Below are 20,887 nucleotides of genomic sequence, written 5' to 3' on the forward strand. Positions count from 1 at the left end.
GCACCGCCCAGAGCGGCGGCCTGGCGGCCGTGCTGGCCCTGCCCGGCTTCCGCATGCTCTGGGTGGGCCAGATCTTCTCGCAGCTGGCCGACAAGTTCTACATCGTGCTGATGGTGTTCCTGATCGCCCGCTACTGGGTGACGGACAACCCCCAGCCCGATCCGCTGCTGGCCGAGGCGGCGGCGGCGATGCGCATGGGCGTCGAGAACCGCGCCCAGCTGATCACCCTGCTGGCGACCGGCATCTATGTGGCCAACACGGTCCCGGCGATGCTGCTCGGCACCGTGGCGGGAGTGTGGGCCGACCGCTGGCCGAAGCGCGGCGTGATGGTGGCCTCCAACGGCCTGCGGGCGCTGCTGGTGCTCCTGGCGCCGCTGACCCTGCTGCCTGGACCCACCTGGCTGGGGCTGGGCTGGGGCTACTGGGCGCTGGTGCTGATGACCCTGCTGGAGTCGGTGCTCACCCAGTTCTTCGCGCCGGCGGAGCAGGCGGCGATCCCGCTGCTGGTGCCGCCGCAGCAGCTGCTGGCGGCGAATTCGCTCTATCAGGCCACCAGCATGGCCGCCACGATCGTCGGCTTCGCCCTCGGGGATCCGATCCTCCGGCTGCTGCAGGGGCTGCTGGCGGGGGTCGGGGTCAGGGGCGGTGAATTCGTGCTGCTGCCGCTCTGTTACGGCGCCGCGGCCGTGGCGATCGCGGCGATCCGCCTGGAGGAGACGCCAAGGCCGGAGCGCGATGTGGGGGTCTGGCAGGAGATCGTCGAGGGGATGCAGGTGCTGCGCGAGCGCCCCAGCGTGCGCAGCGCCATGCTCCAGCTGGTGCTGCTCTACAGCCTGCTGGCGGCGCTGTACGTGCTGGCGATCAGCCTGGCTGCGACGATCCAGGGGCTGGGTCCCACCGGCTTCGGCACCCTGCTGGCGATGAGCGGACTGGGGCTGGCGATCGGGGCGGTGGCGATGGCGCAGCTGGGGGATCGCTTCAGCCGCCGGCTGCTGGGCTGCGCCGGCCTGGGGCTGATCGCCTGCTGCCTGGTGCTGCTGGGCCAGGCCCGCGGCCAGCTGGCGCTCACCCTGGCCCTGTGCGGTCTGCTCGGGCTGGGGGCGGCGCTGCTGGCGATCCCCGCCCAGACCACCATCCAGGAGGAAACGCCGGAGGACCAGCGCGGCCGGGTGTTCGGCCTGCAGAACAACCTGATCAACATCGCCCTGAGCCTCCCCCTGGTGCTGGCGGGTGCCCTGGTCAGCCAGTACGGGCTGCTGCCGGTGCTGTGGGTGCTGGCGGCGGTGGCGCTGGTGGCGGCCCTGAGCGAGCGCCCCTGGCAGCGGGGCTGATCCCGGGAGCGAGGACTTCGGCCGGCGCTGCTAATTTTCCTGTTCCCAGACAACCGTGTTCCGTTGGCTCACATTGCCTGGCTGGGCAAGAAATCCCCCTTCTGCGGCAACGTCACCTACGGGCTCAGCATCACCGAAGCCCTGCGGCGCCGCGGCCATGGCGTGAGCTTCATCCATTTCGATAATCCCGCCGCGCCCCCGGGACGCGGCGACTGGACCCAGGCGGTGATCGGCCCCGCGTCCCGCGGCAGCGGCGGCGGGCCATCGGCCAGCCTCTGGCCTCTGGGCGGCGGCGGTGGGCAGGGCCTGGCCAGCCCCTTGACGGCCGATCCGCCCAGCGATCAGGAACGACCGGGCAGGGCCACGCCGCCACGACCTGGGACTGGCGACGCGGTTGAGGTCCCGTCCGGTACCCCCGAAGTGACGCTGCCATACCTGGTCAAGTCGCAGGTGTACACGATTCCCTCGCCGGGAGCCCAGCGGGAGCTGCGCGAATCGCTGGAGCGGCTGCGTCCCGATCTGGTGCATGCCAGCCTCACCCTGTCACCGCTCGATTTCCGGCTTCCGGATCTCTGTCAGCAGCTGGGATTGCCGCTGGTGGCCACCTTCCATCCGGCCTTTGATGCGGGACTGCGCAACCTGGCAGGCGGCACTCAGCAGCTCACCTATCAGCTCTACGCCCCGTCCCTGGCGCGCTTCGATCGGGTGATCGTGTTCTCGGAGCTGCAGGCGGAGGTGCTCCATCGCCTGGGCGTGCCCGAACAGCGCCTGGCGGTGATCCCCAACGGCGTCGATCCGGCGTTGTGGAGGCCGGCACCACCGGGCCCCGAATCGGCGGAACTGCAGGAGCTGCGGCGGCGTTTCGCCGGTCGCCGCGTGTTCCTGTACATGGGACGCATCGCTACCGAGAAGAACGTCGAGGCGCTGCTGCGGGCCTGGCGGCTGGTGCAACCCGAAGGCTGCACGCTCGTGGTGGTGGGCGACGGACCGCTGCGGCAGTCGCTGATGCAGATCTATGGCGAAGCCGAAGCGGTCCACTGGTGGGGCTATGAACCGGAGCAGGAGCGGCGCCTGGCCCTGCTGCAGCTGGCCGAGGTGTTCCTGCTGCCGTCGCTGGTGGAGGGGCTGAGCCTGGCGCTGCTGGAGGCAATGGGCAGCGGCACCGCCTGCGTCGCCACCGATGCGGGCGCCGATGGGGAGGTGCTGGAGGGAGGTGCCGGCATCGTGATCAGCACCCAGGGCGTCACCACCCAGCTGCGCACCCTCATCCCGGTCCTGCGCGACCAGCCGGTGCTGACGGCCGAGCTTGGGCGCCGCGCCCGCGCCCGCGTGCTGGAGCGCTACACGCTGGAACGGAATCTCGACGCCCTCGAGGCCCTCTACGCCGATCTCACCCGAGCGCCCCTGGCGGCAGCCTGAGGCTCACAGCAGCCTCCGGGTCAGGGGGCGAAGCGCACCGACCCGCAGCCACAGGGGGGTCAAGCCGGAGGAATGGGCCCGGCCCATCTGCCGCCAGCATGGCCCGCAGGCGCAGGGGGCTGCGGCTGTTGCAGCCCCCTGCGCAGCCGATGCGGGTGGATCGCCAGCAGACCCCTGGCGGCGCCATGCCGCACGTCTACGCCTCCTCCCAGCCCGCCTGCCGGGCGCGAATCGCCTCCAGGCCCACCAGCTGGTGATAGGCGTCGAAGTCCAGCATCCGCCCGCGGAAGCCGGCCACGCCGCCGTGTTCGCGCAGGTGGGCCGCCCACTCCTGCAGGGCCCGGGCGGCGGTGAACACCGAGCCGCAGGGATGGGCCACCACCGCATAGCCCAGCTGCTGCAGCTCAGCGGCCGTGAGCAAAGGCGTGCGTCCACCCTCGATCAGGTTGGCCATCGAGGCGGTGCCGCACGACGCCAGCACCTGGTTGGCGGCCCGCATCGCCTCGACGCTCTCCAGCGCCTCCACGAACACCAGATCCGCGCCCGCCTCGGCATAGAGGTGGGCGCGGCGCAGGGCCTCCTCGAGCCCCAGCACCCCGGCGGCGTCGGTGCGGGCGGTGATCACGAGATCGGGATCCCGGCGGGCGGCCAGGGCGGCGCGCAGCTTGGGCAGGTACTCCTCCACCGCCACCACCTGCTTGCCGGCCATGTGGCCGCAGCGCTTGGGGTAGGTCTGATCCTCCAGGAACACCGCCGCCACACCGGCCCGCTCGGCCGCCTGCACAGCCCGCACCACGTTGTTGACGTCGCCGAAGCCGGTATCGAGATCGACGAACACCGGCAGCTCCACCGCGGCGCAGATGCGCTCGTACTGGCGGATCAGCTCCTGTCCCTCCAGCAGGCCGATGTCGGGCCGGCCCAGCAGGCTGCCGGAGAGGCCGAAACCAGCGGCGGCGATCGCCTCGAACCCGGCCTGCTCCAGCACCCGCGCCGACAGAGCGTCGTGGCAGCAGGGCATCGACAGGATGTCGGGAGCGGCCAGCAGCTGGCGGAAGCGGGTGGTGCGGCGCATGGGGTGGTGAGCCTGGCCTGAGGGCCGGCAGGGGGAGTGGAGGAGACCACCAGGATGACCGCGGCGGGCGCGGCGCCCCGCCAGGCCCCGCGGCGAACGCAGGGCGAGCTCAGTAGCGCTCCGGCCGGGGGCGGGTCCACGTGAGCGGATGGCCGGCGGCCCGCAGCTCGGCGGCGCGGCGCTCCAGGAGGGTGCGATCGACGCGCCAGAGGCGATAGAGCCCGGCGCGGGAGAGCTCGATGGGCTGCAGGCCCTGCCAGAAGGGCTGGGCGGCGGTGGTGCGATCGATCACCACAAGGGCGGTCGGGATCACTTCCGGAGGGGCCGGGTTCTGGCCGGGGCGATCCTCCTGGCGCAGGCGGTCGGCCAGGTTCACCAGGCCCTCGGGCTCGATGCCCTCGTAGATCACCACACGACCGCTGTAGTAGTGCAGCGACGGTTTGAGGATGCCCACCATCGCCAGCGCCTCGCGCGGGGCGGCCAGCCGGGTGGCGGCGGCGGCCATCTGGCGCACCGGCAGGCCGCGCAGCCGGTCGCCCAGGGCCCAGCTCGGCAGCAGCGCCGCCGGCACGAACAGCACCAGGGGCAGCTGCAGTGCCAGCAGCCGCTGCGGCGCCGGCCGGGCCCTCAGGAGCCAGCCCAGCAAAACCGCCAGAGCCCACAGCCAGGCGGCACGCCCCAGAAAGCCCGAAGCCAGAAGCTCGGCGGGCAGGGTCGGCATCTCCGGATCGAAGATCAGCGGGACCCACACAGGCCCCAGGGCGAAGGCCAGCGCCAGCACGGCCGCCAGCACAAGACTCAGACGCCAGGCCAGGCGAAACGGCCGGTCGGCGTCCACGCCCATCACTTCGGAGCGCCAGGGCAGCTGGCTCACCAGAGCGATCAGCAGGGCTGCGGCCGGCGTGGCGGGCAGCCAGTAGCTGGGCAGCTTGGTGGCGGCGGCGGTGAAGAACAGCAGAACGGCCAGCAGCCAGCAGGCGGCGAACCGAGCCAGAGACAGCTCCGGGGGCACGGTCGAGACAGCCGAGGGCAGCGGCAGGCCGCGGCACCGTCGCAGCCGCAGCGGCCCGATGGCGCGGACGAGTCCCAGGAGCAGCAGCGGCGTCACCGGCAGGGCCGCCAGCAGCAGCACCGGCACGAAATACCACCAGGGCTCCAGGTGGTCATTCACCACGGCCGTGAACCGCTGCACGTTGTGATAGCCGATGAAGCTGTCCCAGAAGGCGCGGCCATCCCGCCACAGGGCCAGGCCATACCAGGGCATCGCCACCAGTGCGGTGAGCAGCAGCCCCGGCAGCGGTCGCAGGCGCCTCAGGAGCAACACCCCATCTCCCTGCAGCAGCAGGAACAGCGCCAGGGTCAGCGCCAGCAGCACCACCGCCACAGGCCCCTTGGTGAGCACCGCCAGGCCCAGCAGCAGCCAGGGCAGCGCCCAGGGCTGCGAGGCATCCGCCAGGCGACGCCAGACCGCCAGACAGGTCAGCGACACCATCGCGGTGAACAGGGCGTCGCTGACGGGGATCCGGCCCCAGAGCAGGATCAGCGGCGAGAGCGCAAACGCCAGTGCGGCGGTCATGGCCGTCAGGGCGGGCCGCCAGGAAACCGACGCAGGGGAGGCGGCAGACGAGGTGGCGAGGCCGGCAGGCCCTGCGGAGGCCAGGCCACCAGCACCGGAGCCCGGACCTCCAGGCCCAGGCGCCTCACCAGCCCCCGGCCTGCGACGCCACCGGTGGGCCTGGAGCACCTGCGGCGGCTGCGGCCAGCGCAGCAGCGTGTCGGCCAGGGCCAGCATCACGGCGATCGTGGCCAGCGCCGAGGGCAGCGATGAGGCCCAGGTGCCGAGGGGATCCCAGCGGGGCTGCCCGGGCAGGGCGTAGAACAGCCCCATCAGCCAGTACACCAGCGGCGGCTTGTCGTAGCGGGGCAGGCCGTTGACGTGGGGGATCAGCCAGTCGCCCCGCTCGACCATGGCGCGGGCGGAGGCGGCGAACAGCGGCGGCGTCTCATCCACCAGCCCCGTGGAGCCCAGACGCCAGAGGAACAGCAGGCCTCCCAGCCCGGCGGTGAGCAGCAGCACCAGCAGGCGCGTGCGGCGGGGCAGGGCGGCCAAACGCATCAGGCGGCTGGGGCGAACCTATCGCTCCCCGGCCGCGGAGCTGTGCTGCGCCCGTCGCGGCATCGACCCGGAAGGGGCGGGATTCCGCAGCGTTGCCGCCGCAGAGCGCAGACCGCTGCAGTGACGTCCATGCTCCGGCCCGGGCACCACAGCACCCATGGCGTCCGAGTCCGGCAGGTCCTGGAGAGCAACGCGACAGAGCGCCCCCCAGCGTGGTCCGCCTGAGCGGGCGCCGCAGCTCATCGCCTCCAGCAGGCTCCAGCTCAGCACGAAGGGATATGACATCAACGTTGGCAGGCGCTCCAGCAGCGCCCCCACCGCCTCGGCCCGCAGGGCCTTGGTCGCCACGCCGCTGCAGGGCCGGAGCCAGGTGCCGCTACTGGCCTGGAAAGTTCTGATGCACCAACAGGACCGTGCGCACCCTGGCCTCCGCCATCGCCACTGACTGCAATCCGGCCCAGCCTGTCGCGTCCGGGCCCTGCAGCCCAGGTCGGCGCTCAGAATTGGGCTGCCGTCGGCAGCAGCGGGCGTCCCTCCCACAGCTCGCGCCGGCGATTGAGCAGCACCACGGACACCAGGGCCAGGGCCACCCCCAGCCACTGCAGCGGGCGCAGATGTTCGTCGAGCAGCACCAGTCCGCACAACAGCGCGAACACCGGGGTGAGGAAGGTGAGCGCCAGGAAGCCGGTGAGGTCGCCGCTGCTGGCAAACCAGAAGAACAGGCCGTAGGCCAGCGCCGAGCCGAACAGCGAGGCGTAGGCCATCAGGGCCCAGTCGACGCCGTCCCAGGCGGGCAGGAAGGCCAGCCAGCCGGCCCCCTCCTGCAGCACCGGCGTCAGGACGGTGGCCAGCAGCAGCGGCAGACCGCCGATCAGCATGTGAAGAGCCGTCACCTGCAGCGGATCGCTGCGGCGGGTGGCGTAGCGGCAGAGCACCGTGCCCACGGCCATCGCCGCCGCCGCCGCCAGCATCCACAGCTCGCCATGGCTCCAGGCCCGGCCGTCGAGGACAGCGGGTCCCATCAGCCACCAGTGCTTCAGCAGCGGCGCCGGCAAACCCAGGAACAGGATGCCGAGCAGGCCCAGCAGCAGACCGAGCCAGCCCACCGGGTTGATCGCCTCGCCGAACAGCCAGCGGGCGAGAAGGGCCACCAGCAGCGGTTGCGAATCGATCAGAACCGAACCCAGGCCGGCGCCGGTCTGGCCGAGGCCGCGGGCCAGCAATCCCTGGAACAGGGTGGCGTCCACCAGCGAGAACAGCAGCAACCAGGGCCAGTCGCCCGGATCGATGCGGCCGGGGCGGCCCAGCAGGCGGGCGGCCAGCCACAGCACCAGCCCGGCCGGCAGCAGCCGCAGCGTGGCGACCAGCAGGGGCGAGCCGCCATCGAGCAGGGGGCGCATCGCCGCCATCGCCGTGCCCCACAGGGCGAAGGGCAGCAGCATCAGCAGCCAGCGCAACGGCGACGGGGGCATGGCGGCCTGCGGAGTGGCCTCCAGGATGCCTGTTTTTAAGATCCAGCCGGAACCCCTCACCCAAGCGAGCAAACCGATGCCCTGGCCCTGGCGCCGCAGGTCCCGCCGCGCGATCGCACGGATCGCCATTGAGGGGCCGATCGCCGGCCCCACCCGCACACGGGTGGTGAAGGCCCTGGAGCAGGTGAAGCAACGGCAGTGCCCGGCGCTGCTGCTGCGCATCGACAGCCCCGGCGGCACGGTGGGCGACAGCCAGGAGATCCACGCCGCGATCCTGCGGCTGCGCGACTCCGGCTGCCGCGTGGTCGCCAGCTTCGGCAACATCTCCGCCTCCGGCGGCGTGTACATCGGCGTGGCGGCCGAGAAGATCGTCGCCAATCCCGGCACGATCACCGGCTCGATCGGCGTGATCCTGCGCGGCAATGACGCCTCCCGGCTGCTGGAGCGGATCGGCATCCGCTTCGAGACGGTCAAGAGCGGCCTCTACAAGGACATCCTGTCGCCGGACCGGGCCCTGACCGAGGCGGAGCGCCAGCTGCTGCAGGAGCTGATCGACGCCAGCTACGGCCAGTTCGTCGGCGCCGTGGCCCGGGGCCGCGGCCTGGAGGAGCAGGTGGTGCGCGACTTCGCCGACGGACGGGTCTTCACCGGGGCGCAGGCCCACGCCCTCGGGCTGGTGGATGCCCTCGGCGACGAGGAGCAGGCGCGGCGCCTGGCCGCCGAGCTGGCCGGCCTCGATCCTGAGCACAGCAAGACGCTCAGCTTCGGCAAGCCCCCCAGGCGTCTGGGTCGACTGCTGCCGGGAAGCCGGCTGCTGGGCATGCTGCATGACTTCCTGCAGCTGGAGCTGGCCACCAGCGGCCAACCGCTCTGGCTCCACCGCCCCTGATCCGCCCCCACTGCAGCGAGCGCCAGCCGATGAACCCTGATCTGGAACTGCGAGCCCTGCGGGGCGCCACCACCGCCAGCGCCAACACCGCCGAGGCGATCGGGGAGGCGGTGAGCGAGCTGATCTCGGCCCTGGTGGCCCACAACGGCCTGCAGGGGCTGGAGTCCAGACGCCTGCTGTCCATCACCTTCTCGGTGACGGCCGATCTCAATGCCTGCTTCCCGGCGGCGATCGCTCGGCGCATGCTCAATGGTGATGGCATCGCCCTGCTCGATTGCCAGCAGATGGCGGTTCAGGGGGATCTGCCGCGCTGCATCCGGCTGCTGGCCCACGCCTGGCTGGAGCCGGAGCGACCGCCGGTGCATCCCTACCTGCGCGAGGCCAGCCGGCTGCGGCCGGACCGGGCTGTGCCCCCCTGCGGCAACGCGAGCCGGTGAGCGGTCCGGCCACCGGGGCCACAGGCCGCCCGGACGGCTGCTGAGAATCCAGGAACTGCATTCCAATGCCCATGTCCGCCCTCTCGCGCCTGCGGGCCGTCGCCGCCGGGGCCACCCTGGCGGCCTCCACCGCCGGGCTGATGTCCCTGATGGGCGTCGCGCCCGGCCCGCTCCAGCCAGCTCCGGCCCGTGCCCAGGGCACGCCAGGCCTGTTCGAGTTCCGCTGGGACAACAACAGGGATTTCCGCAAGCTCTACTTCTTCATGACCGAAACGGGTCGGTCGAAGCGGGCCGAGTACTACCTGATCCTCAGGCCCAAGGACCGCAAGACGGCGGCGCTGAAGCTGAGCGTCCGGCTGCCCGACTACTGGCAGGCCGATCTCGATCCCAAGCTGATGAAGCTCTGCGTGATGCGGGAGGGCGGCATGCTGGCCCGCACCCGCTGCCTGGAGACGATCCCGGCCACGATCGAGGTTTCTCCCAACGGCAGGGCGATCGAGGTCTTCCCCGACACGCCGGTGCCTGACAACAAGACGATCGGTTTATACATGGTGCTGATCAACCCGTTCAATGCCGGGATGTATCAGTTCAATGCCTTCATTCAGCCCCCCGGCGATATCCCGGTGTCCAGCTATGTGGGCAGCTGGCTGATTCAGATCGATCCGGGCTGAGGCCGGTGCACCCGCCGGCGCCATGAGCCCGGCGGGCCCCACTCCGGCTGATAGGGTGGCTGGCTGACGCATCAGCAGGAACCGGCAGGCCATGACCAAACGCACCCTGGAAGGAACGAGCCGCAAACGCAAGCGCGTGTCGGGTTTCCGCGTGCGCATGCGCACCCACACCGGCCGCCGTGTGATCCGCGCCCGCCGTCGTCGCGGCCGCGCCCGCCTGGCTGTCTGATCACTGCGCATCCGTGGCCCTGCCGCCCGAACATCGGCTGCGGGGCCATCGAGTCTTCGAGCGGCTCTATCGCAAGGGCCGCCGTTTCCAGGGAGAATGGCTGGTGCTGCGGCAGCTGAACGCCGAGCCCTCCTTGCTCCCGCCGAAGATTCGCCCCCATCCCTCCAGCTCCTGGCGCTGCGGCATTGTTGTGAGCAGCAAGGTGCACAAGCGGGCAGTGCGTCGCAATCGGTTGCGTCGCCTGCTGCAGGAGGAACTGAGGCGTGATCCCCCTCAGCCACGTCGGCCCCTCTGGCTGCTGCTGAGCCTGCGGCCGGGCAGCGCCGACGTCGACGAGGAACGGCTGCTGGGAGAATGCCGACAGCTGTTGCATCAGGCAGGTCTGCGCCCATGAGTGATCCCGGCACCCCCGCATCCGACGGCACCACCCCCAAGCCCCCAGCGGCGCCCGGTGCAGCACCTGCGGCATCGGGAGTCGCCATCGACGAAACCGTCTGGTACGAAGGCGGTCCGGCTCGGGGCGACCTGATCGTCGGGGTGGTGCTGATGTTCACCATCGTCGGCATCCCCCTGGCCGTGGGAGCGATCGTGCGGGCCCTGTGGCTGCGCTATCGGATCACCAGCCGCCGCATCGAGGTCAACGGCGGCTGGCTCGGCCGCGACCGCAGCCAGGTGGTCTACAGCCAGATCCGCGAGGTGCGCTCGGTGCCCAGGGGCCTGGGCAGCTGGGGAGACATGGTCCTGGTGCTCAATGACGGCAGCAAGCTGGAGATGCGCTCGGTGCCGCGGTTCCGCGAACTGGAGACCTACATCGAGGAGCGCCGCCAGGCCCGTGGCGGCCGCAATGTCCCCAGGAGCGGCTTCGCCCAGCCCGCCGCCTGATCGCCCTGCGTCACGGCGGCCCCGTCGCCGGCCGTTCCAGGCAGGCGGCCCCATCGGCATCCAGTGATGCCCCACCCGCAGCCCCCGCCCATCGGGCACACTGGCTGCCGATCCCGTCCCTTCCTCCCCGAGCGCCCCTGCCGTGATCGGCTACATCTCCGACAACCTGCTGCTGCCGATCCTCGACTTCTTCTACGGATTGGTGCCCAGCTACGGGCTGGCGATCATCGCCCTGACAGTGGTGATCCGTCTGGCCCTCTTTCCGCTGAGCGCCGGGTCGATCCGCAGCGCCCGTCGCATGCGCATCGCCCAGCCGGTGATGCAGCAGCGCCAGGCCGAGATCAAGAGCAAGTACGCCAACAATCCGACCAAGCAACAGGAGGAGCTGGGCAAGCTGATGAAGGAGTTCGGCAGCCCGCTCTCGGGCTGTCTGCCCCTGCTGGTGCAGATGCCGATCCTGTTCGCGCTGTTCGCGACGCTGCGCGGGTCACCGTTCGCCGATGTGCCCTACACCTTCAACGTCAAGGTGCTGCCAGCGGAGCAGATCGCCGCGGTGGAGCCCAAGCCGTTCAACAGCCCCAGCCATTCGATCTTCGTCACCGCCACCAACCACGTTCCCGTGATCGGCACCCTCGAAAAGGGCACCAAGCTGGGGGTCGGCGACAGCGAGCCGGTGCAGCTCCACACCCGCACCGGCGACAGCTTCGCCTCGGTGCTCAAAGAGGTGGAGAACGGCGACAGCTTTGCCCCAAGCTGGAGCGTCACCAAGGGTGAAGGCATCGTCAGCGTCGACGCTGACGGCACCATCCATGCCCTGGCCCCCGGCGACGCCACGGTGGAGGGCAAGATCCCCGGCCTGGCAGCCCGCAGTGGATTCCTGTTCATCAAGGCCCTCGGTCAGGTCGGTTTCATGACCGACGGCGCCGTCAACTGGGACATCGCGATCCTGGTGGCGGCCTTCGGCGCCAGCCTGTTCATCTCCCAGATCCTCTCGGGGATGGGGATGCCGGCCAACCCGCAGCAGAGCACGGCCAACAAGATCACGCCGGTGATGATCACGGCCATGTTCCTGTTCTTCCCGCTGCCCGCCGGCGTGCTCCTGTACATGGTGGTGGCGAACATCTTCCAGGCGGCCCAGACCTTCCTGCTCAGCCGCGAGGCCCTTCCGGACAACCTTCAGGCGATCCTCGACAAGCAGCTGGCCCAGGCGGCCACCACCGTCACCGCCACGGCCGGTGCAGGCGCCGGTCCGGCCGGCCGCATGCCGTTCGAACCGAAGGGCAAGAAGTGAGGCCCCTCCGCCCCGCCCCGTCGCGACGATGAGCGAGCTGCTGAGCCCCCTTCCACTGGCCGAACTGCGGCTGCTCGATCAGGGACGCCAGTGGCGCTTCGAGCAGCCCATCGCAGGGCTGGAGAGCCTCACCCCGGTGCAGGGATCCATCCAGGCCGTCCATCACGGCACAGCCCTGGAGGTCACCGCCGCGGCCGAGACGATCGTCACCCTCTGCTGCGACCGCTGCCTCCAGCACTTCAACCACCCGCTGCGCGCCGACGTGCATGAGCTGGTGGAGTTGCGCGGCCAGGGCGAGGCCGGCTCCCCATCGTTCGACGATGTGAGCCTGGAGCTGGCTCGCGAGGGCATGCCCGAAGGGGCCGACCTCGACGACCGGCTCGATCCGGCCGGCAGCTTCGATCCCGAGCGCTGGTTGTTCGAGCAGCTGAGCCTGCGCCTGCCGCTGGTCAACCGCTGCGGCGACGAATGCCCCGGGCCGGCCACCTGGAGCAGCGAACCCACGGGCGTCGACCCGCGCTGGGCGGCACTGGCGCGGCTTGGCGTCGGTGCGGAAGCCAACGACCTCGAGGCCTGAGAGCGGGCCGATGAGCAGCCCAGCCTCCATCGCCGATCAGCTCGACCTGCTGGTCCGTTCGCGGACGCCGATTCTCTGGATCCGCAGCCTCGAGGAGCAGCGCCTGGAGCGACTGCTTGAGGCGCTCTGCACGCGGCTGGGGGGCCGGCTGCTGCTGCGCTGGGATTTCATCAGCGGCCTGGAGGGGGCTCCGAACCGCCGCGGCGAAGCAGCCCGCAATCCTCTGGTTGCGCTGGAGGCGCTGCAGAATCTGCCGGCCGAGCAGGGCGCCATCCTGCTGCTGCGCGATTTCCACCGCTACAGCGATGACGCGGGCGTGTGCAGACGGCTGCGCAACCTTGCCCTCACCCTGCCGGAGCGACCCCACACCCTGGTGATCAGCGCACCGGAATGGCGTCTGCCCGCCGAGCTGGAGGACTGCGTGCATCTGATCGATCTGCCCCTGCCGGACGCCGGGGAGATCGGTGCGCTCCTCGAGGCGATCGCCAGGGCCTGCGGCACGCCACTGGAGCCGGGGGTGCGCGAGCAGCTGAGCAGCGCCTGCCATGGCCTGAGCGAGACGCGGGTGCGGCAGCTGGCGGCCCGGGCCCTGGCACGGCGCGGCCGGCTCGGGGCGGATGACCTGGCGGAGGTGCTGGAGGAGAAGCGCCAGGCGATCGCCCGCAGCGAGCTGCTCGAGTACTGCCCCAGCGAGTCCTCGCCGGCGGACATCGGCGGCCTGGAGGTGCTCAAGCACTGGCTGGAGCAGCGCCGCCGCGCCTTCAGCGACGAGGCGCGTCGCTACGGCCTGCCATTGCCGCGAGGGGTGCTGCTGGTGGGCCCGCAGGGCACCGGCAAGAGCCTGACGGCACGGGTGATCGCCCACAGCTGGGGCATGCCGCTGCTGCGGCTGGATGTGGGCCGGCTGTTTGCCGGGCTGGTGGGGGCGAGCGAGGCGCGCACCCGCGAGATGATCCAGCGGGCCGAGGCGATGGCGCCCTGCGTGCTGTGGATCGATGAGATCGACAAAGGCTTCGGGTTCGCGGGAAGCAGCTCCGGCGGCGGCGATGGCGGCACCAGCCAGCGGGTGCTGGCGAGCGTGCTCACCTGGATGGCGGAGAAGACGAGCGCGGTGTTCGTGGTGGCCACCGCCAACGGCGTCGAGCGGCTGCCGGCGGAGCTGCTGCGCAAGGGGCGCTTCGACGAGATCTTCCTGCTGGAGCTGCCGAGCCGCGATGAGCGCCGGGCGATCCTCGACCTGCAGCTGAAGCGCCGCCGCCCCGAACACGCGATCCCGCTGGAGGTGCTGGTGGATCGCACCGAGGGCTTCTCCGGGGCCGAGCTGGAGCAGACGGTGATCGAGGCGATGCATCTGGCCTTCGGAGAGGGCCGCGAGCTGGGCGAAGCCGATCTGATCGCCGCCGCCAGCCAGGTGGTGCCGCTCAGCCGTACGGCACGCGAGCAGCTGGAGGCCCTGCGCAGCTGGGCCAGCGGCGGCAGGGCGCGACTGGCGTCGGCGCCGAGAGCGGCCTGACACGGCAACTGGGTGCTCCCTGAGCTGATGCGCCGGCCCCCCTTGCACGCCCCCGCCGGCAGCCCCATTCCGGTCGGCAGGCTGCGCCTGGCCGATTGGGTCAACGGATCTCTGACCGCGGATCTGGATGCGCCCGCGGTTGCAGTGCCTCGGCGCCGTGGCCTGAGGGCCTCCGCAAGGCCACCTGCGGCGCTCATCACGCGGGATGAGCCCTTCGCCGCTCGCGCTGGCACGCTGCCCCCCCGTGCGGGGAGACGCCTCCTTCAGCTTCCGCCCTCCCGATCGCAACTGGCGCTCAGGCGCAGCTGCAAGCCATCCGCCTCCCGGGCGAAACGGGCGCCGTTGACCGTATAGAACGTGAATCCCCTCTGGTTGGTGTAGAGAATCGTCCGGCTGCGCTGCAAGCGCTCCTCGGCCTGACGACGGCACTCCAGATAGGCCGTGTAGTCGAAATCCACCGACTCTGGCTGCGCTGATGGCACGGCCTGCGCGACGGGGTCTGCCTTCACAACAGGGTCTACCTTCGCAACAGGGTGTGCCAGCGCTGACGGCTGGTCTGCCGTGCTGGCCTGAACCTGGGCATTGGCCCGCTCCGCCAGCCTCTCCTGCTGCGGGCAGATGTCCATGCGGGTGGCCTGCACCAGGGCGATCTCCGCCTGCATCGCCTCAGCGGCCAGCTGATTGCGGCGCTCCCGCAGATGGCGACACTCCACCAGTCCCAGGGGCTGGGCCACGGCCTGCAGGGGCAGCAGCGCCGCAAGCAGGAGAAGGGAGTGGTGGGCAAGCATCCGTCCATGCTGCCTGCCTTTCTGCCGCCTGCAGCAGCCTGGGGCGCCTGTTCGACCTCGATGCCCTCATGCCCGGTCGCCCTCGCCGGCGCCGGTCCAGCAAGGCGACAGCGCTGCGGGCCCCTGGCGGTGGGCAGCGGCTACCGCCCCTCGTCCTCGCCGTTCCCCCTGCTGCGCTGAGCCTGCCCGCTCATTCCGGCAGGCTCAGCGTCTGGGCCAACGGCCCTGACACCATCAGGATCAGACTGCGGCTCTCCAGCGGCACTCCCGACGGGCTCCAGAGATCGGGCTGGCTGGGAAAGTCCTGCCCGGGGGGCAGGGCCGTGTCGATCAGCCTCCGCCAGCCCCCCGGCGTCGGCGGCAGCTCGAAATGCATCGCCTTGTAGAAGGCATTCATGCCGCACCACAGCAGGGGGCCGTGGGGACCGTCGTGCAGGCTCCAGGCCAGTGAGTGCGACCAGGCCGCCCAATCGGGCTTCTGCAGCTCCACCCCATGCCATTCGCGCCACAGCGGGCTGCCCTCACCGCTGCGTCGGGGCGGCGCTTCGGCCAGTGGCGTCTCCGGATTGAGCAGGCCCGAGAGCTGCAGCCGCAGGCTGATGAGCCGTCTCACGAACTGCCGCAGCGCCTGATCAGCCCCGTCATGGCGCCAGTGCATCCAGCCCAGGGGATTGTTCTGACACCAGGTGTTGTTGTTGCCGCCCTGACTGCGGCGCACCTCATCGCCCATCAGCAGCATCGGCACGCCGGGAGTGAGCAGCAGCGAGCAGAGCAGGTTGCGCAGCTGGCGTTCGCGCAGGTGCCGCACCGCCCGATCGGTGCTCGGGCCCTCGACACCGTGGTTCCAGCTGTTGTTGTGGTTGTCGCCGTCGCGGTCGTTCTCGCCGTTGGCCAGGTTGTGCTTGCGGTTGAAGCTGACCAGATCGGCGAGGGTGAAGCCGTCGTGGGCGGTGAGGAAGGTGATCGTGCGGCCGACGCCACCGCCCTGGCCTCCGAACAGATCCGGGTTGCCGCTGATCCGCTGCCCAAGCGGCCAGACGCTGCGTTCATCGCCCTTCCAGAAACGCCGCAGGTCGTCGCGGAAGCGACCGTTCCAGCCGGCCACCCGCTGGGCCGGGAAATCGCTGAGGCGATACAGACCGCCGCAGTCCCACGGCTCGCTCACCAGTTTCAGATCGCTCAGATCCGGGTCGGCCTCCATGTCCTCGAACAGCGGCGGCGCATCCAGCGGCGCCAGGCCCTCGCCGCGGCTGAGGGCGATGCCCAGGTCGAAACGGAAGCCGTCGATGCCCAGCTCCACCGCCCAGCAGCGCAGCGATTCGAGGATCAGCCGGCGCACCAGCGGCCGGTTGGCGGCAATGCTGTTGCCGCAGCCACTGACATCGAGATAGTCGCCGCTGGCGTTCTGATGGTAGTAAAGGTGATCGGCGAAGCCGCGCCAGCTGAGCGTCGGCCCATCCTGATTGCCTTCGGTGGTGTGGTTGTAGACCACATCCAGCAGCACCTCCAGCCCCTGCTGGTGGCAGGCGGTGACCAGCTGGCGCACCTCCTGACGCGCCTGCAGGGGATCGTCACTGCACAGATAGCCCTGATGCGGCGCCATCCAGCTCAGGGGGCTGTAGCCCCAGTGGTTGAACCGTCCCGGCGGAGCGTCCTGGGGATCGAACGCCATCACCGGCAGCAGCTCGATCGCCGTCACCCCCAGCTCGCGCAGCTGCGGCAGCACCTCGATCAGCCCCAGCAGCGTCCCCTGCCGCTCCGCCGTCACCGGCGAGCCCACCCCACGGGTGAAGCCGCCCGGATGCAGTTCATAGATGACGCTCTTCTGCCAGGAGTGACGCGGACGCGGTGCCGCCTCGAAATCGAAGCGATCGCGCTCCGTCACCACCCCCTTGAGGCAGCAGGCCGTGTTCGGCACCGCCCCCACCGCCGCGCCGCGCTGATACGCCGACCAGCCGGTGATCGCCCGGGCACAGGGATCAAGCAGCACCTTGGAGGGATTGAAGCCGTGGCTTCCGGGCTGCAGCGGCCCGAAGACCCGGTAGCCGTAACAGCAGCCGATGCCGAGGCCCTCCACCTCCACATGCCAGTGGTCGCCGGAGCGGTGGCGGCCATCCAGCTCGATCACCTGAAACGGCTCGGCAGCCTCTCCGCCCGCGAACAGCAGGAGCTCCACCCGTGTCGCCAGGGGCGCCACCACGGAGAAATTGACACCGCGAGAGGTGCAGCAGGCCCCCAGCGGCCAGGGGTGTCCGATCCGGATCGGCAGCAAGGCGGGGGCGTGCGATGCGTTCAAGTTAGGGCCCCTCGCCAAGTGGGCGTCAGCACCGGGCGACAAACGCCCCTCTGCTTCTCCAAGGCCGTCGGCGAATCGAGGGCGCATCGTGGCCGCTCCGGTGAGGCGGGTGGGTTCAATGGAAGGCCTCGGCATCGACACCTTGGGAGCGTCCCCGGCTGCATCCCCCACCCCCGACGGTCGGGCACCTCAGCCGGTGCGACCGGGCCTGTGGCTGTTCGCACCCAACCGCGACACCCAGGGCGGCAGTGCCTGGCTCTACGAGGCGGGAGATCGGGATGTCCTGGTGGATGTGCCGGCCCTGAGCGAGGCGAACCTCACCTGGCTCTCTGAGCGTGGGCGGCAGCGCGCCGGCTGGATCGTGCTCACCGGCCGCCAGGGCCACGGCCGCTGCCGCGCCCTGCAGGAGGCCCTCGGCTGGCCGGTGCTGGTGCAGGAGCAGGAGGCCTACCTGCTGCCGTCGCTGGCAGAGAAGCACAGCTTCGCAGAGTCTCACAACCTGGCGACCGGCCTGGAGTTGCTCTGGACGCCGGGCCCCGGCCCGGGCAGCTGCGTGCTGCATGCCCGCGGTGGAGGCGCCGGTGATGGATTGTTCTGCGGCCGGCTGCTGGTGCCGCTGGCGCCGGGTCGTCTGGGCCCCCTGCGGCGCCCGGGCACCTTTCACTGGCCTAGACAGCTGCGCAGCCTGGAGCGGCTGCGGCAGTGGCTGCCGGCGGGCTCGCCGGACTGGATCGCCAGCGGCGCCGGACTGGGAGCGCTGCGCGGCGAGAAGCTGCTGCAGGGCGGCGCAGATCTGCTGGCAGGACTGGAGTTGGCCGCTCTGGCCGAGGCCGTTCCCCAGGCCTGAGGGTTGTCCTCCAGCTGCACCGATCACGTCAGCCACGGCGGCCTCCGGCCGTGCCAGCAGCCGGCGGAAAGGAGTCGCCCCAGCCGCCTCGAAGCGCAAGAACCGTTGTCATAACCGGACTTTTGCGGTTGCCGGGCCCGTCCTTGCTCCATACCATGGGCACGCTTGTTGCCACGGGCGGTCGGGGACTCTCTCCGATCCACTGCCCGGCGGCCCCACAGGCCGTCACCCCCCCCGACAGTCCTGCATCCCCGGAGGCCTATTCCGTCGCCATGAACAAAGCTGATCTCGTCAACATCGTTGCCGCCCGCACCGAGCAGACCAAAACGGACGTCGCCACCGTCGTCGATGCCCTGATCGAAACCATCATCGATTCGGTCGTCGAAGGCAAGAAGGTGTCGATCCTGGGCTTCGGCTCGTTCGAACCCCGCGAACGCTCCGCACGCCAGGGCCTCAACCCCAAGACAGGCGAGAAGATCGCCATCGAAGCCAAGCGGGTTCCTGCCTTCACCGCCGGCAAGATGTTCAAGGACCGCGTTCAGGGCTGATCGGCGCAGCGAGCCGGACGACCGTCGAGCCCCGCAGAAGGAGGCAGCCCGGCCAGGACCAGGCCTGCCTTCCAGGGCGATCGGCCCACTCCGTCCAGACGCTTCACGACGCGACAACTGGCTCAGATCCGGAGCTGAGGTTCAGCTCCGCGAGCCGATGGAAGCGGTTCCGCTGGGAGCCGCTTTTTTGATGCCTCCGGCTGGATCCAGGCGGTGTCCCCAGGCGGGGGAGGCAACCGGGGGGAGCCCCCTGACGATCCGCCCGCTCCCCAGCGACAGAGCCGGCGCCGACACTGCGCCCTCGCGGATCCGAGACTGGAAGGGCTTCAGGCCGTCGCCGTCAGGATTCCCCCGATGCAGCCAGGGCAGCGCCACCGGCATGATCCCCGCCCTCAGGAACCTGCCGGCCGGGAGGGCGGCCCGCCCGGTCCTGACACCAGCGGACAGGCAGCTGGGCGGCGACGGCCTGAAAGCATGGCCACGGCGTTGCAGTCCTCAGCGAGAACAGTCCCGGGACCGGATCCAGTCCCCGGCATCCCCACCGATGGGGAGGATGGGGACCGGCCGGAACAGAACGCACCCACCTCGCCGGCACCAGCGGTCTCCCTGGCGCGCCTGCGGTTGCCGGAGCACCTGCAGGCCTCCCTGGCCGCAGCTCAGGAGCAGCGGCTGCGGGGCTATCGGGGACGCTTCGCCCCCTCACCCACCGGCGAGCTGCATCGCGGCAACCTGCGCACCGCCCTGCTCAGCTGGCTGGCCGCCCGCCGCCGCCGCGGCGAATGGCTGCTGCGGATCGATGACCTCGACACGCCGCGCAACCGGGCCGGCGCCGAGGAGGCGATCCTGGCGGATCTGCTCTGGCTGGGCCTGGACTGGGATGGACCGGTGCTGCGGCAGAGCCGGCGCCGGGGCATCTATGCCAGCGTGCTCTCGGCCCTGCGCCGCGCCGGGCTCCTCTACCCCTGCCGCTGCAGCCGCCGTCTGCTGGCCGACATCTCCGCCCCCCATGGCGGCCTCAACGTCTATCCGGGCTTCTGCCGCGAGGGGCCGCACGCCTGGGGACCCGAGCAGGGCCGGCTGCCCAGCTGGCGGCTGCGGCTGCCGCCGGGGAACCTGCACTGGCGGGAGGGGAGCAGCTGCGGCGGCTGGCTCGATGGCGCCACCGCCGTCGGCGATGGGGTGCTGCGGCGTGCCGATGGGGTGGTGGCCTACCACCTGGCGACGGCGGTCGATGAGCTATGGCTGGGGATCAGCGACGTGGTGCGCGGCGAGGACCTCTGGAGCAGCACCGGCGCCCAGGTGGCGGTGATGCAGGCCGTCGGGGCAGAGCCGCCCGCCTATACGCACGTGCCCCTCTGGCGGGACGCCAACGGGGAGCGCCTGAGCAAGCGTGACCGCTCCGAGGGGCTGACGGGCCTGCGCCGGGGCGGACGGGATGCGGCCGCCGTGATCGGCGAGCTGGCCGCCAGCCTGAACCTGGTGCCCGCCGGATCGCGCCTCAGCGCCCGCGAGCTGCTCGCCAGCCTGCCGGCGGAAGGCCCGCTGCTGCCACCACCCCAGCAGGCCCTCCGCCAACCACCGACGCCAGGGCGGCAGCAGGCCGAGGTTTAACAAAGGCTTCGGGATCGCGGCGGATTTTCCGAGCACAGTGGAGGCACTGCGAAGGCGGCCCTGCAGGGGCCGGAAGCCATGGCCTGTCCCGTACCCTCATCCCCTCCTGCCGCTGGTCTGCAACAGGCCGCGCTGGTAGGGCTCCCCTCCTCCCCACCCCGGCCGGAGCGACCACGACACCTTCTGAGCGTCGCGCCGCTGGAGCTTCAGCAGGCTGGCTTCGAGCTCAGACGCGAGCCTTGCCTGGGATGTGGCGGCAGCGGCATGCTGCGCATCAACGTGCAGAGCCATCGCACCTGCATGGACTGTCTGGGCGGAGGTCAGCGGCTGCTCACCTCCGCGGATCTGCTGGGCCGTGCCGGCCTCAGAGCCGTTGTGTCTTCTTCTGGCGCAGGATGAAGAAGGCGGCGGTGGCCACCACGACGGCCAGGGGAGCGGCCGTCAGCAGCAGCAGGATCACGGCGGTCCAGTCGGTGTACATGGCTGCGAGCCTCAGGGCGCTGCCATCATCCCAGCAGCACCTGCCAACGCGATGATCCGCCGTCCGGGGCCGCGCCCCAGTCCAGCTGCCGACCAGCCACCGGCGCCGTCCGCCCCGCGCAGGCCTCTCGCCCTTGCCGCCTCCCTGCTGGCCCTGACGGCGGCCTCCCTGCTGACGCCAGGGACGCCGGCCCGGGCCGGCGTCCGCTTCGAGAACTGCGTGCAGGGCTCCGACGGCTCGGTCACCTGCGACACCGTGCCGACCGGCAACACCTATCTCGACGACAAGGATGCCCAGTACGGCCTGCTCCAGCAGGCCAGCCCCGGCTGGAGTGAGTTCAACCCCTACGAGGGCTACGACGAGGATTTCGGCGGCGGCGACGACTGAGCGCGGCGGTCACCGAAACGATCGGTCCAC

22 protein-coding genes are annotated in these 20,887 nt (G+C 70.9%); 15 read left to right on the forward strand and 7 right to left on the reverse strand.

The features are described 5' to 3' along the window. Window positions 1-53 precede the first annotated feature (53 nt). Both H8F25_RS07100 and H8F25_RS07105 read left to right on the forward strand, forming a co-directional pair. Window positions 54-1,331 (forward strand): MFS transporter, encoded by a 1,278-nt coding sequence (locus H8F25_RS07100; protein WP_231597328.1) that lies wholly within the window; start codon window positions 54-56, stop codon window positions 1,329-1,331. A 63-nt stretch (window positions 1,332-1,394) separates the two neighbouring features. Continuing rightward, the gene (locus H8F25_RS07105; RefSeq protein ID WP_197212816.1) at window positions 1,395-2,750 is read left to right on the forward strand and encodes a glycosyltransferase family 4 protein; all 1,356 of its coding nucleotides are present in this window, start codon (window positions 1,395-1,397) and stop codon (window positions 2,748-2,750) included. A 196-nt stretch (window positions 2,751-2,946) separates the two neighbouring features. Here H8F25_RS07105 and H8F25_RS07110 read toward each other — a convergent pair whose 3' ends face one another. The 4 genes from H8F25_RS07110 to H8F25_RS07125 form a co-directional block, all read right to left on the reverse strand. Then, window positions 2,947-3,822 (reverse strand): oxaloacetate decarboxylase, encoded by an 876-nt coding sequence (locus H8F25_RS07110; protein WP_197212818.1) that lies wholly within the window; start codon window positions 3,820-3,822, stop codon window positions 2,947-2,949. 109 nt (window positions 3,823-3,931) lie between these two features. Further along, window positions 3,932-5,938 carry a glycosyltransferase family 39 protein gene (locus H8F25_RS07115; RefSeq protein WP_231597235.1) on the reverse strand — a complete coding sequence of 669 codons (2,007 nt, stop codon included), beginning with the start codon at window positions 5,936-5,938 and terminating at the stop codon, window positions 3,932-3,934. An 18-nt stretch (window positions 5,939-5,956) separates the two neighbouring features. Next, window positions 5,957-6,286, reverse strand: a complete 330-nt coding sequence (locus H8F25_RS07120) for a hypothetical protein (RefSeq protein WP_197212820.1) — start codon at window positions 6,284-6,286, stop codon at window positions 5,957-5,959. Window positions 6,287-6,435: 149 nt separating this feature from the next. Further along, window positions 6,436-7,410 carry a DMT family transporter gene (locus H8F25_RS07125; RefSeq protein WP_197212821.1) on the reverse strand — a complete coding sequence of 325 codons (975 nt, stop codon included), beginning with the start codon at window positions 7,408-7,410 and terminating at the stop codon, window positions 6,436-6,438. Window positions 7,411-7,486: 76 nt separating this feature from the next. Here H8F25_RS07125 and sppA point away from each other — a divergent pair, with 76 nt between their 5' ends. The 9 genes from sppA (at window position 7,487) to H8F25_RS07170 (ending at window position 13,899) form a co-directional block, all read left to right on the forward strand. Beyond that, window positions 7,487-8,299 carry a signal peptide peptidase SppA gene (sppA, locus tag H8F25_RS07130; protein WP_197212822.1) on the forward strand — a complete coding sequence of 271 codons (813 nt, stop codon included), beginning with the start codon at window positions 7,487-7,489 and terminating at the stop codon, window positions 8,297-8,299. 29 nt (window positions 8,300-8,328) lie between these two features. Beyond that, a complete protein-coding gene (aroH, locus tag H8F25_RS07135; protein ID WP_197212823.1) occupies window positions 8,329-8,736 on the forward strand; it encodes a chorismate mutase in 408 nt (135 codons plus the stop codon). Between the two features lie 65 nt (window positions 8,737-8,801). Further along, window positions 8,802-9,407: a DUF2808 domain-containing protein gene (locus H8F25_RS07140; RefSeq protein WP_197212824.1), complete on the forward strand. Its 606-nt coding sequence runs from the start codon at window positions 8,802-8,804 to the stop codon at window positions 9,405-9,407. 91 nt (window positions 9,408-9,498) lie between these two features. Then, window positions 9,499-9,636, forward strand: coding sequence for a 50S ribosomal protein L34 (rpmH, locus tag H8F25_RS07145; RefSeq protein ID WP_197212825.1), 138 nt, complete (start codon window positions 9,499-9,501; stop codon window positions 9,634-9,636). 13 nt (window positions 9,637-9,649) lie between these two features. After that, complete coding sequence (rnpA, locus tag H8F25_RS07150) at window positions 9,650-10,030, forward strand: ribonuclease P protein component (RefSeq protein ID WP_197212826.1); 381 nt, start codon at window positions 9,650-9,652, stop codon at window positions 10,028-10,030. After that, window positions 10,027-10,518 (forward strand): PH domain-containing protein, encoded by a 492-nt coding sequence (locus tag H8F25_RS07155; protein WP_197212828.1) that lies wholly within the window; start codon window positions 10,027-10,029, stop codon window positions 10,516-10,518. Before rnpA ends, H8F25_RS07155 begins: the two co-directional genes overlap by 4 nt. Window positions 10,519-10,660: 142 nt before the next feature. Continuing rightward, window positions 10,661-11,809: a membrane protein insertase YidC gene (yidC, locus tag H8F25_RS07160; RefSeq protein WP_197212829.1), complete on the forward strand. Its 1,149-nt coding sequence runs from the start codon at window positions 10,661-10,663 to the stop codon at window positions 11,807-11,809. A gap of 28 nt (window positions 11,810-11,837) precedes the next feature. Next, entirely contained in the window at window positions 11,838-12,386 is a 549-nt protein-coding gene (locus H8F25_RS07165) for a DUF177 domain-containing protein (RefSeq protein ID WP_197212831.1), read from the forward strand. A 10-nt stretch (window positions 12,387-12,396) separates the two neighbouring features. Further along, the gene (locus H8F25_RS07170; RefSeq protein ID WP_197212832.1) at window positions 12,397-13,899 is read left to right on the forward strand and encodes an AAA family ATPase; all 1,503 of its coding nucleotides are present in this window, start codon (window positions 12,397-12,399) and stop codon (window positions 13,897-13,899) included. Window positions 13,900-14,162: 263 nt separating this feature from the next. On the opposite strand, the gene H8F25_RS07175 is transcribed toward H8F25_RS07170, so the two are convergent. Together H8F25_RS07175 and H8F25_RS07180 are read right to left on the reverse strand one after the other, a co-directional pair. Further along, window positions 14,163-14,687, reverse strand: a complete 525-nt coding sequence (locus H8F25_RS07175) for a hypothetical protein (protein ID WP_197212834.1) — start codon at window positions 14,685-14,687, stop codon at window positions 14,163-14,165. Window positions 14,688-14,877: 190 nt separating this feature from the next. Then, window positions 14,878-16,959 (reverse strand): glycogen-debranching protein, encoded by a 2,082-nt coding sequence (locus H8F25_RS07180; RefSeq protein ID WP_231597238.1) that lies wholly within the window; start codon window positions 16,957-16,959, stop codon window positions 14,878-14,880. Window positions 16,960-17,101: 142 nt separating this feature from the next. On the opposite strand from H8F25_RS07180, the gene H8F25_RS07185 reads away from it, so the two are divergent. From H8F25_RS07185 to gluQRS, 3 genes are all read left to right on the forward strand, one after another. Beyond that, window positions 17,102-17,830, forward strand: a complete 729-nt coding sequence (locus H8F25_RS07185) for an MBL fold metallo-hydrolase (protein WP_197213551.1) — start codon at window positions 17,102-17,104, stop codon at window positions 17,828-17,830. Window positions 17,831-18,102: 272 nt separating this feature from the next. After that, on the forward strand, window positions 18,103-18,378 hold the full coding sequence (locus H8F25_RS07190) for an HU family DNA-binding protein (RefSeq protein WP_197212838.1): 276 nt from the start codon (window positions 18,103-18,105) through the stop codon (window positions 18,376-18,378). A 615-nt stretch (window positions 18,379-18,993) separates the two neighbouring features. Continuing rightward, on the forward strand, window positions 18,994-19,989 hold the full coding sequence (gluQRS, locus tag H8F25_RS07195; protein ID WP_370525880.1) for a tRNA glutamyl-Q(34) synthetase GluQRS: 996 nt from the start codon (window positions 18,994-18,996) through the stop codon (window positions 19,987-19,989). Window positions 19,990-20,085: 96 nt separating this feature from the next. On the opposite strand, the gene H8F25_RS17660 is transcribed toward gluQRS, so the two are convergent. Beyond that, window positions 20,086-20,280 (reverse strand): hypothetical protein, encoded by a 195-nt coding sequence (locus H8F25_RS17660; protein ID WP_231597239.1) that lies wholly within the window; start codon window positions 20,278-20,280, stop codon window positions 20,086-20,088. A 241-nt stretch (window positions 20,281-20,521) separates the two neighbouring features. On the opposite strand from H8F25_RS17660, the gene H8F25_RS07200 reads away from it, so the two are divergent. After that, window positions 20,522-20,857: a lactate dehydrogenase gene (locus tag H8F25_RS07200; protein ID WP_231597240.1), complete on the forward strand. Its 336-nt coding sequence runs from the start codon at window positions 20,522-20,524 to the stop codon at window positions 20,855-20,857. Window positions 20,858-20,887: the final 30 nt, after the last annotated feature.

The organism is Synechococcus sp. CBW1004 (genome assembly GCF_015840715.1).
Lineage (GTDB): Bacteria > Cyanobacteriota > Cyanobacteriia > PCC-6307 > Cyanobiaceae > Cyanobium.

Excerpts from the sequence above, each read along its gene's own strand:
- H8F25_RS07100 (WP_231597328.1), top strand. The coding sequence starts at position 54 with ATGCTCTGGGTGGGCCAGATCTTCTCGCAGCTGGCCGACAAGTTCTAC.
- H8F25_RS07110 (WP_197212818.1), bottom strand. The coding sequence starts at position 3,822 with ATGCGCCGCACCACCCGCTTCCGCCAGCTGCTGGCCGCTCCCGACATC.
- H8F25_RS07115 (WP_231597235.1), bottom strand. The coding sequence starts at position 5,938 with ATGCGTTTGGCCGCCCTGCCCCGCCGCACGCGCCTGCTGGTGCTGCTG.
- H8F25_RS07125 (WP_197212821.1), bottom strand. The coding sequence starts at position 7,410 with ATGCCCCCGTCGCCGTTGCGCTGGCTGCTGATGCTGCTGCCCTTCGCC.
- sppA (WP_197212822.1), top strand. The coding sequence starts at position 7,487 with ATGCCCTGGCCCTGGCGCCGCAGGTCCCGCCGCGCGATCGCACGGATC.
- aroH (WP_197212823.1), top strand. The coding sequence starts at position 8,329 with ATGAACCCTGATCTGGAACTGCGAGCCCTGCGGGGCGCCACCACCGCC.
- H8F25_RS07140 (WP_197212824.1), top strand. The coding sequence starts at position 8,802 with ATGCCCATGTCCGCCCTCTCGCGCCTGCGGGCCGTCGCCGCCGGGGCC.
- rpmH (WP_197212825.1), top strand. The coding sequence starts at position 9,499 with ATGACCAAACGCACCCTGGAAGGAACGAGCCGCAAACGCAAGCGCGTG.
- H8F25_RS07155 (WP_197212828.1), top strand. The coding sequence starts at position 10,027 with ATGAGTGATCCCGGCACCCCCGCATCCGACGGCACCACCCCCAAGCCC.
- H8F25_RS07165 (WP_197212831.1), top strand. The coding sequence starts at position 11,838 with ATGAGCGAGCTGCTGAGCCCCCTTCCACTGGCCGAACTGCGGCTGCTC.
- H8F25_RS07170 (WP_197212832.1), top strand. The coding sequence starts at position 12,397 with ATGAGCAGCCCAGCCTCCATCGCCGATCAGCTCGACCTGCTGGTCCGT.
- H8F25_RS07175 (WP_197212834.1), bottom strand. The coding sequence starts at position 14,687 with ATGCTTGCCCACCACTCCCTTCTCCTGCTTGCGGCGCTGCTGCCCCTG.
- H8F25_RS07185 (WP_197213551.1), top strand. The coding sequence starts at position 17,102 with ATGGAAGGCCTCGGCATCGACACCTTGGGAGCGTCCCCGGCTGCATCC.
- H8F25_RS07190 (WP_197212838.1), top strand. The coding sequence starts at position 18,103 with ATGAACAAAGCTGATCTCGTCAACATCGTTGCCGCCCGCACCGAGCAG.
- H8F25_RS17660 (WP_231597239.1), bottom strand. The coding sequence starts at position 20,280 with ATGGCTCTGCACGTTGATGCGCAGCATGCCGCTGCCGCCACATCCCAG.
- H8F25_RS07200 (WP_231597240.1), top strand. The coding sequence starts at position 20,522 with ATGATCCGCCGTCCGGGGCCGCGCCCCAGTCCAGCTGCCGACCAGCCA.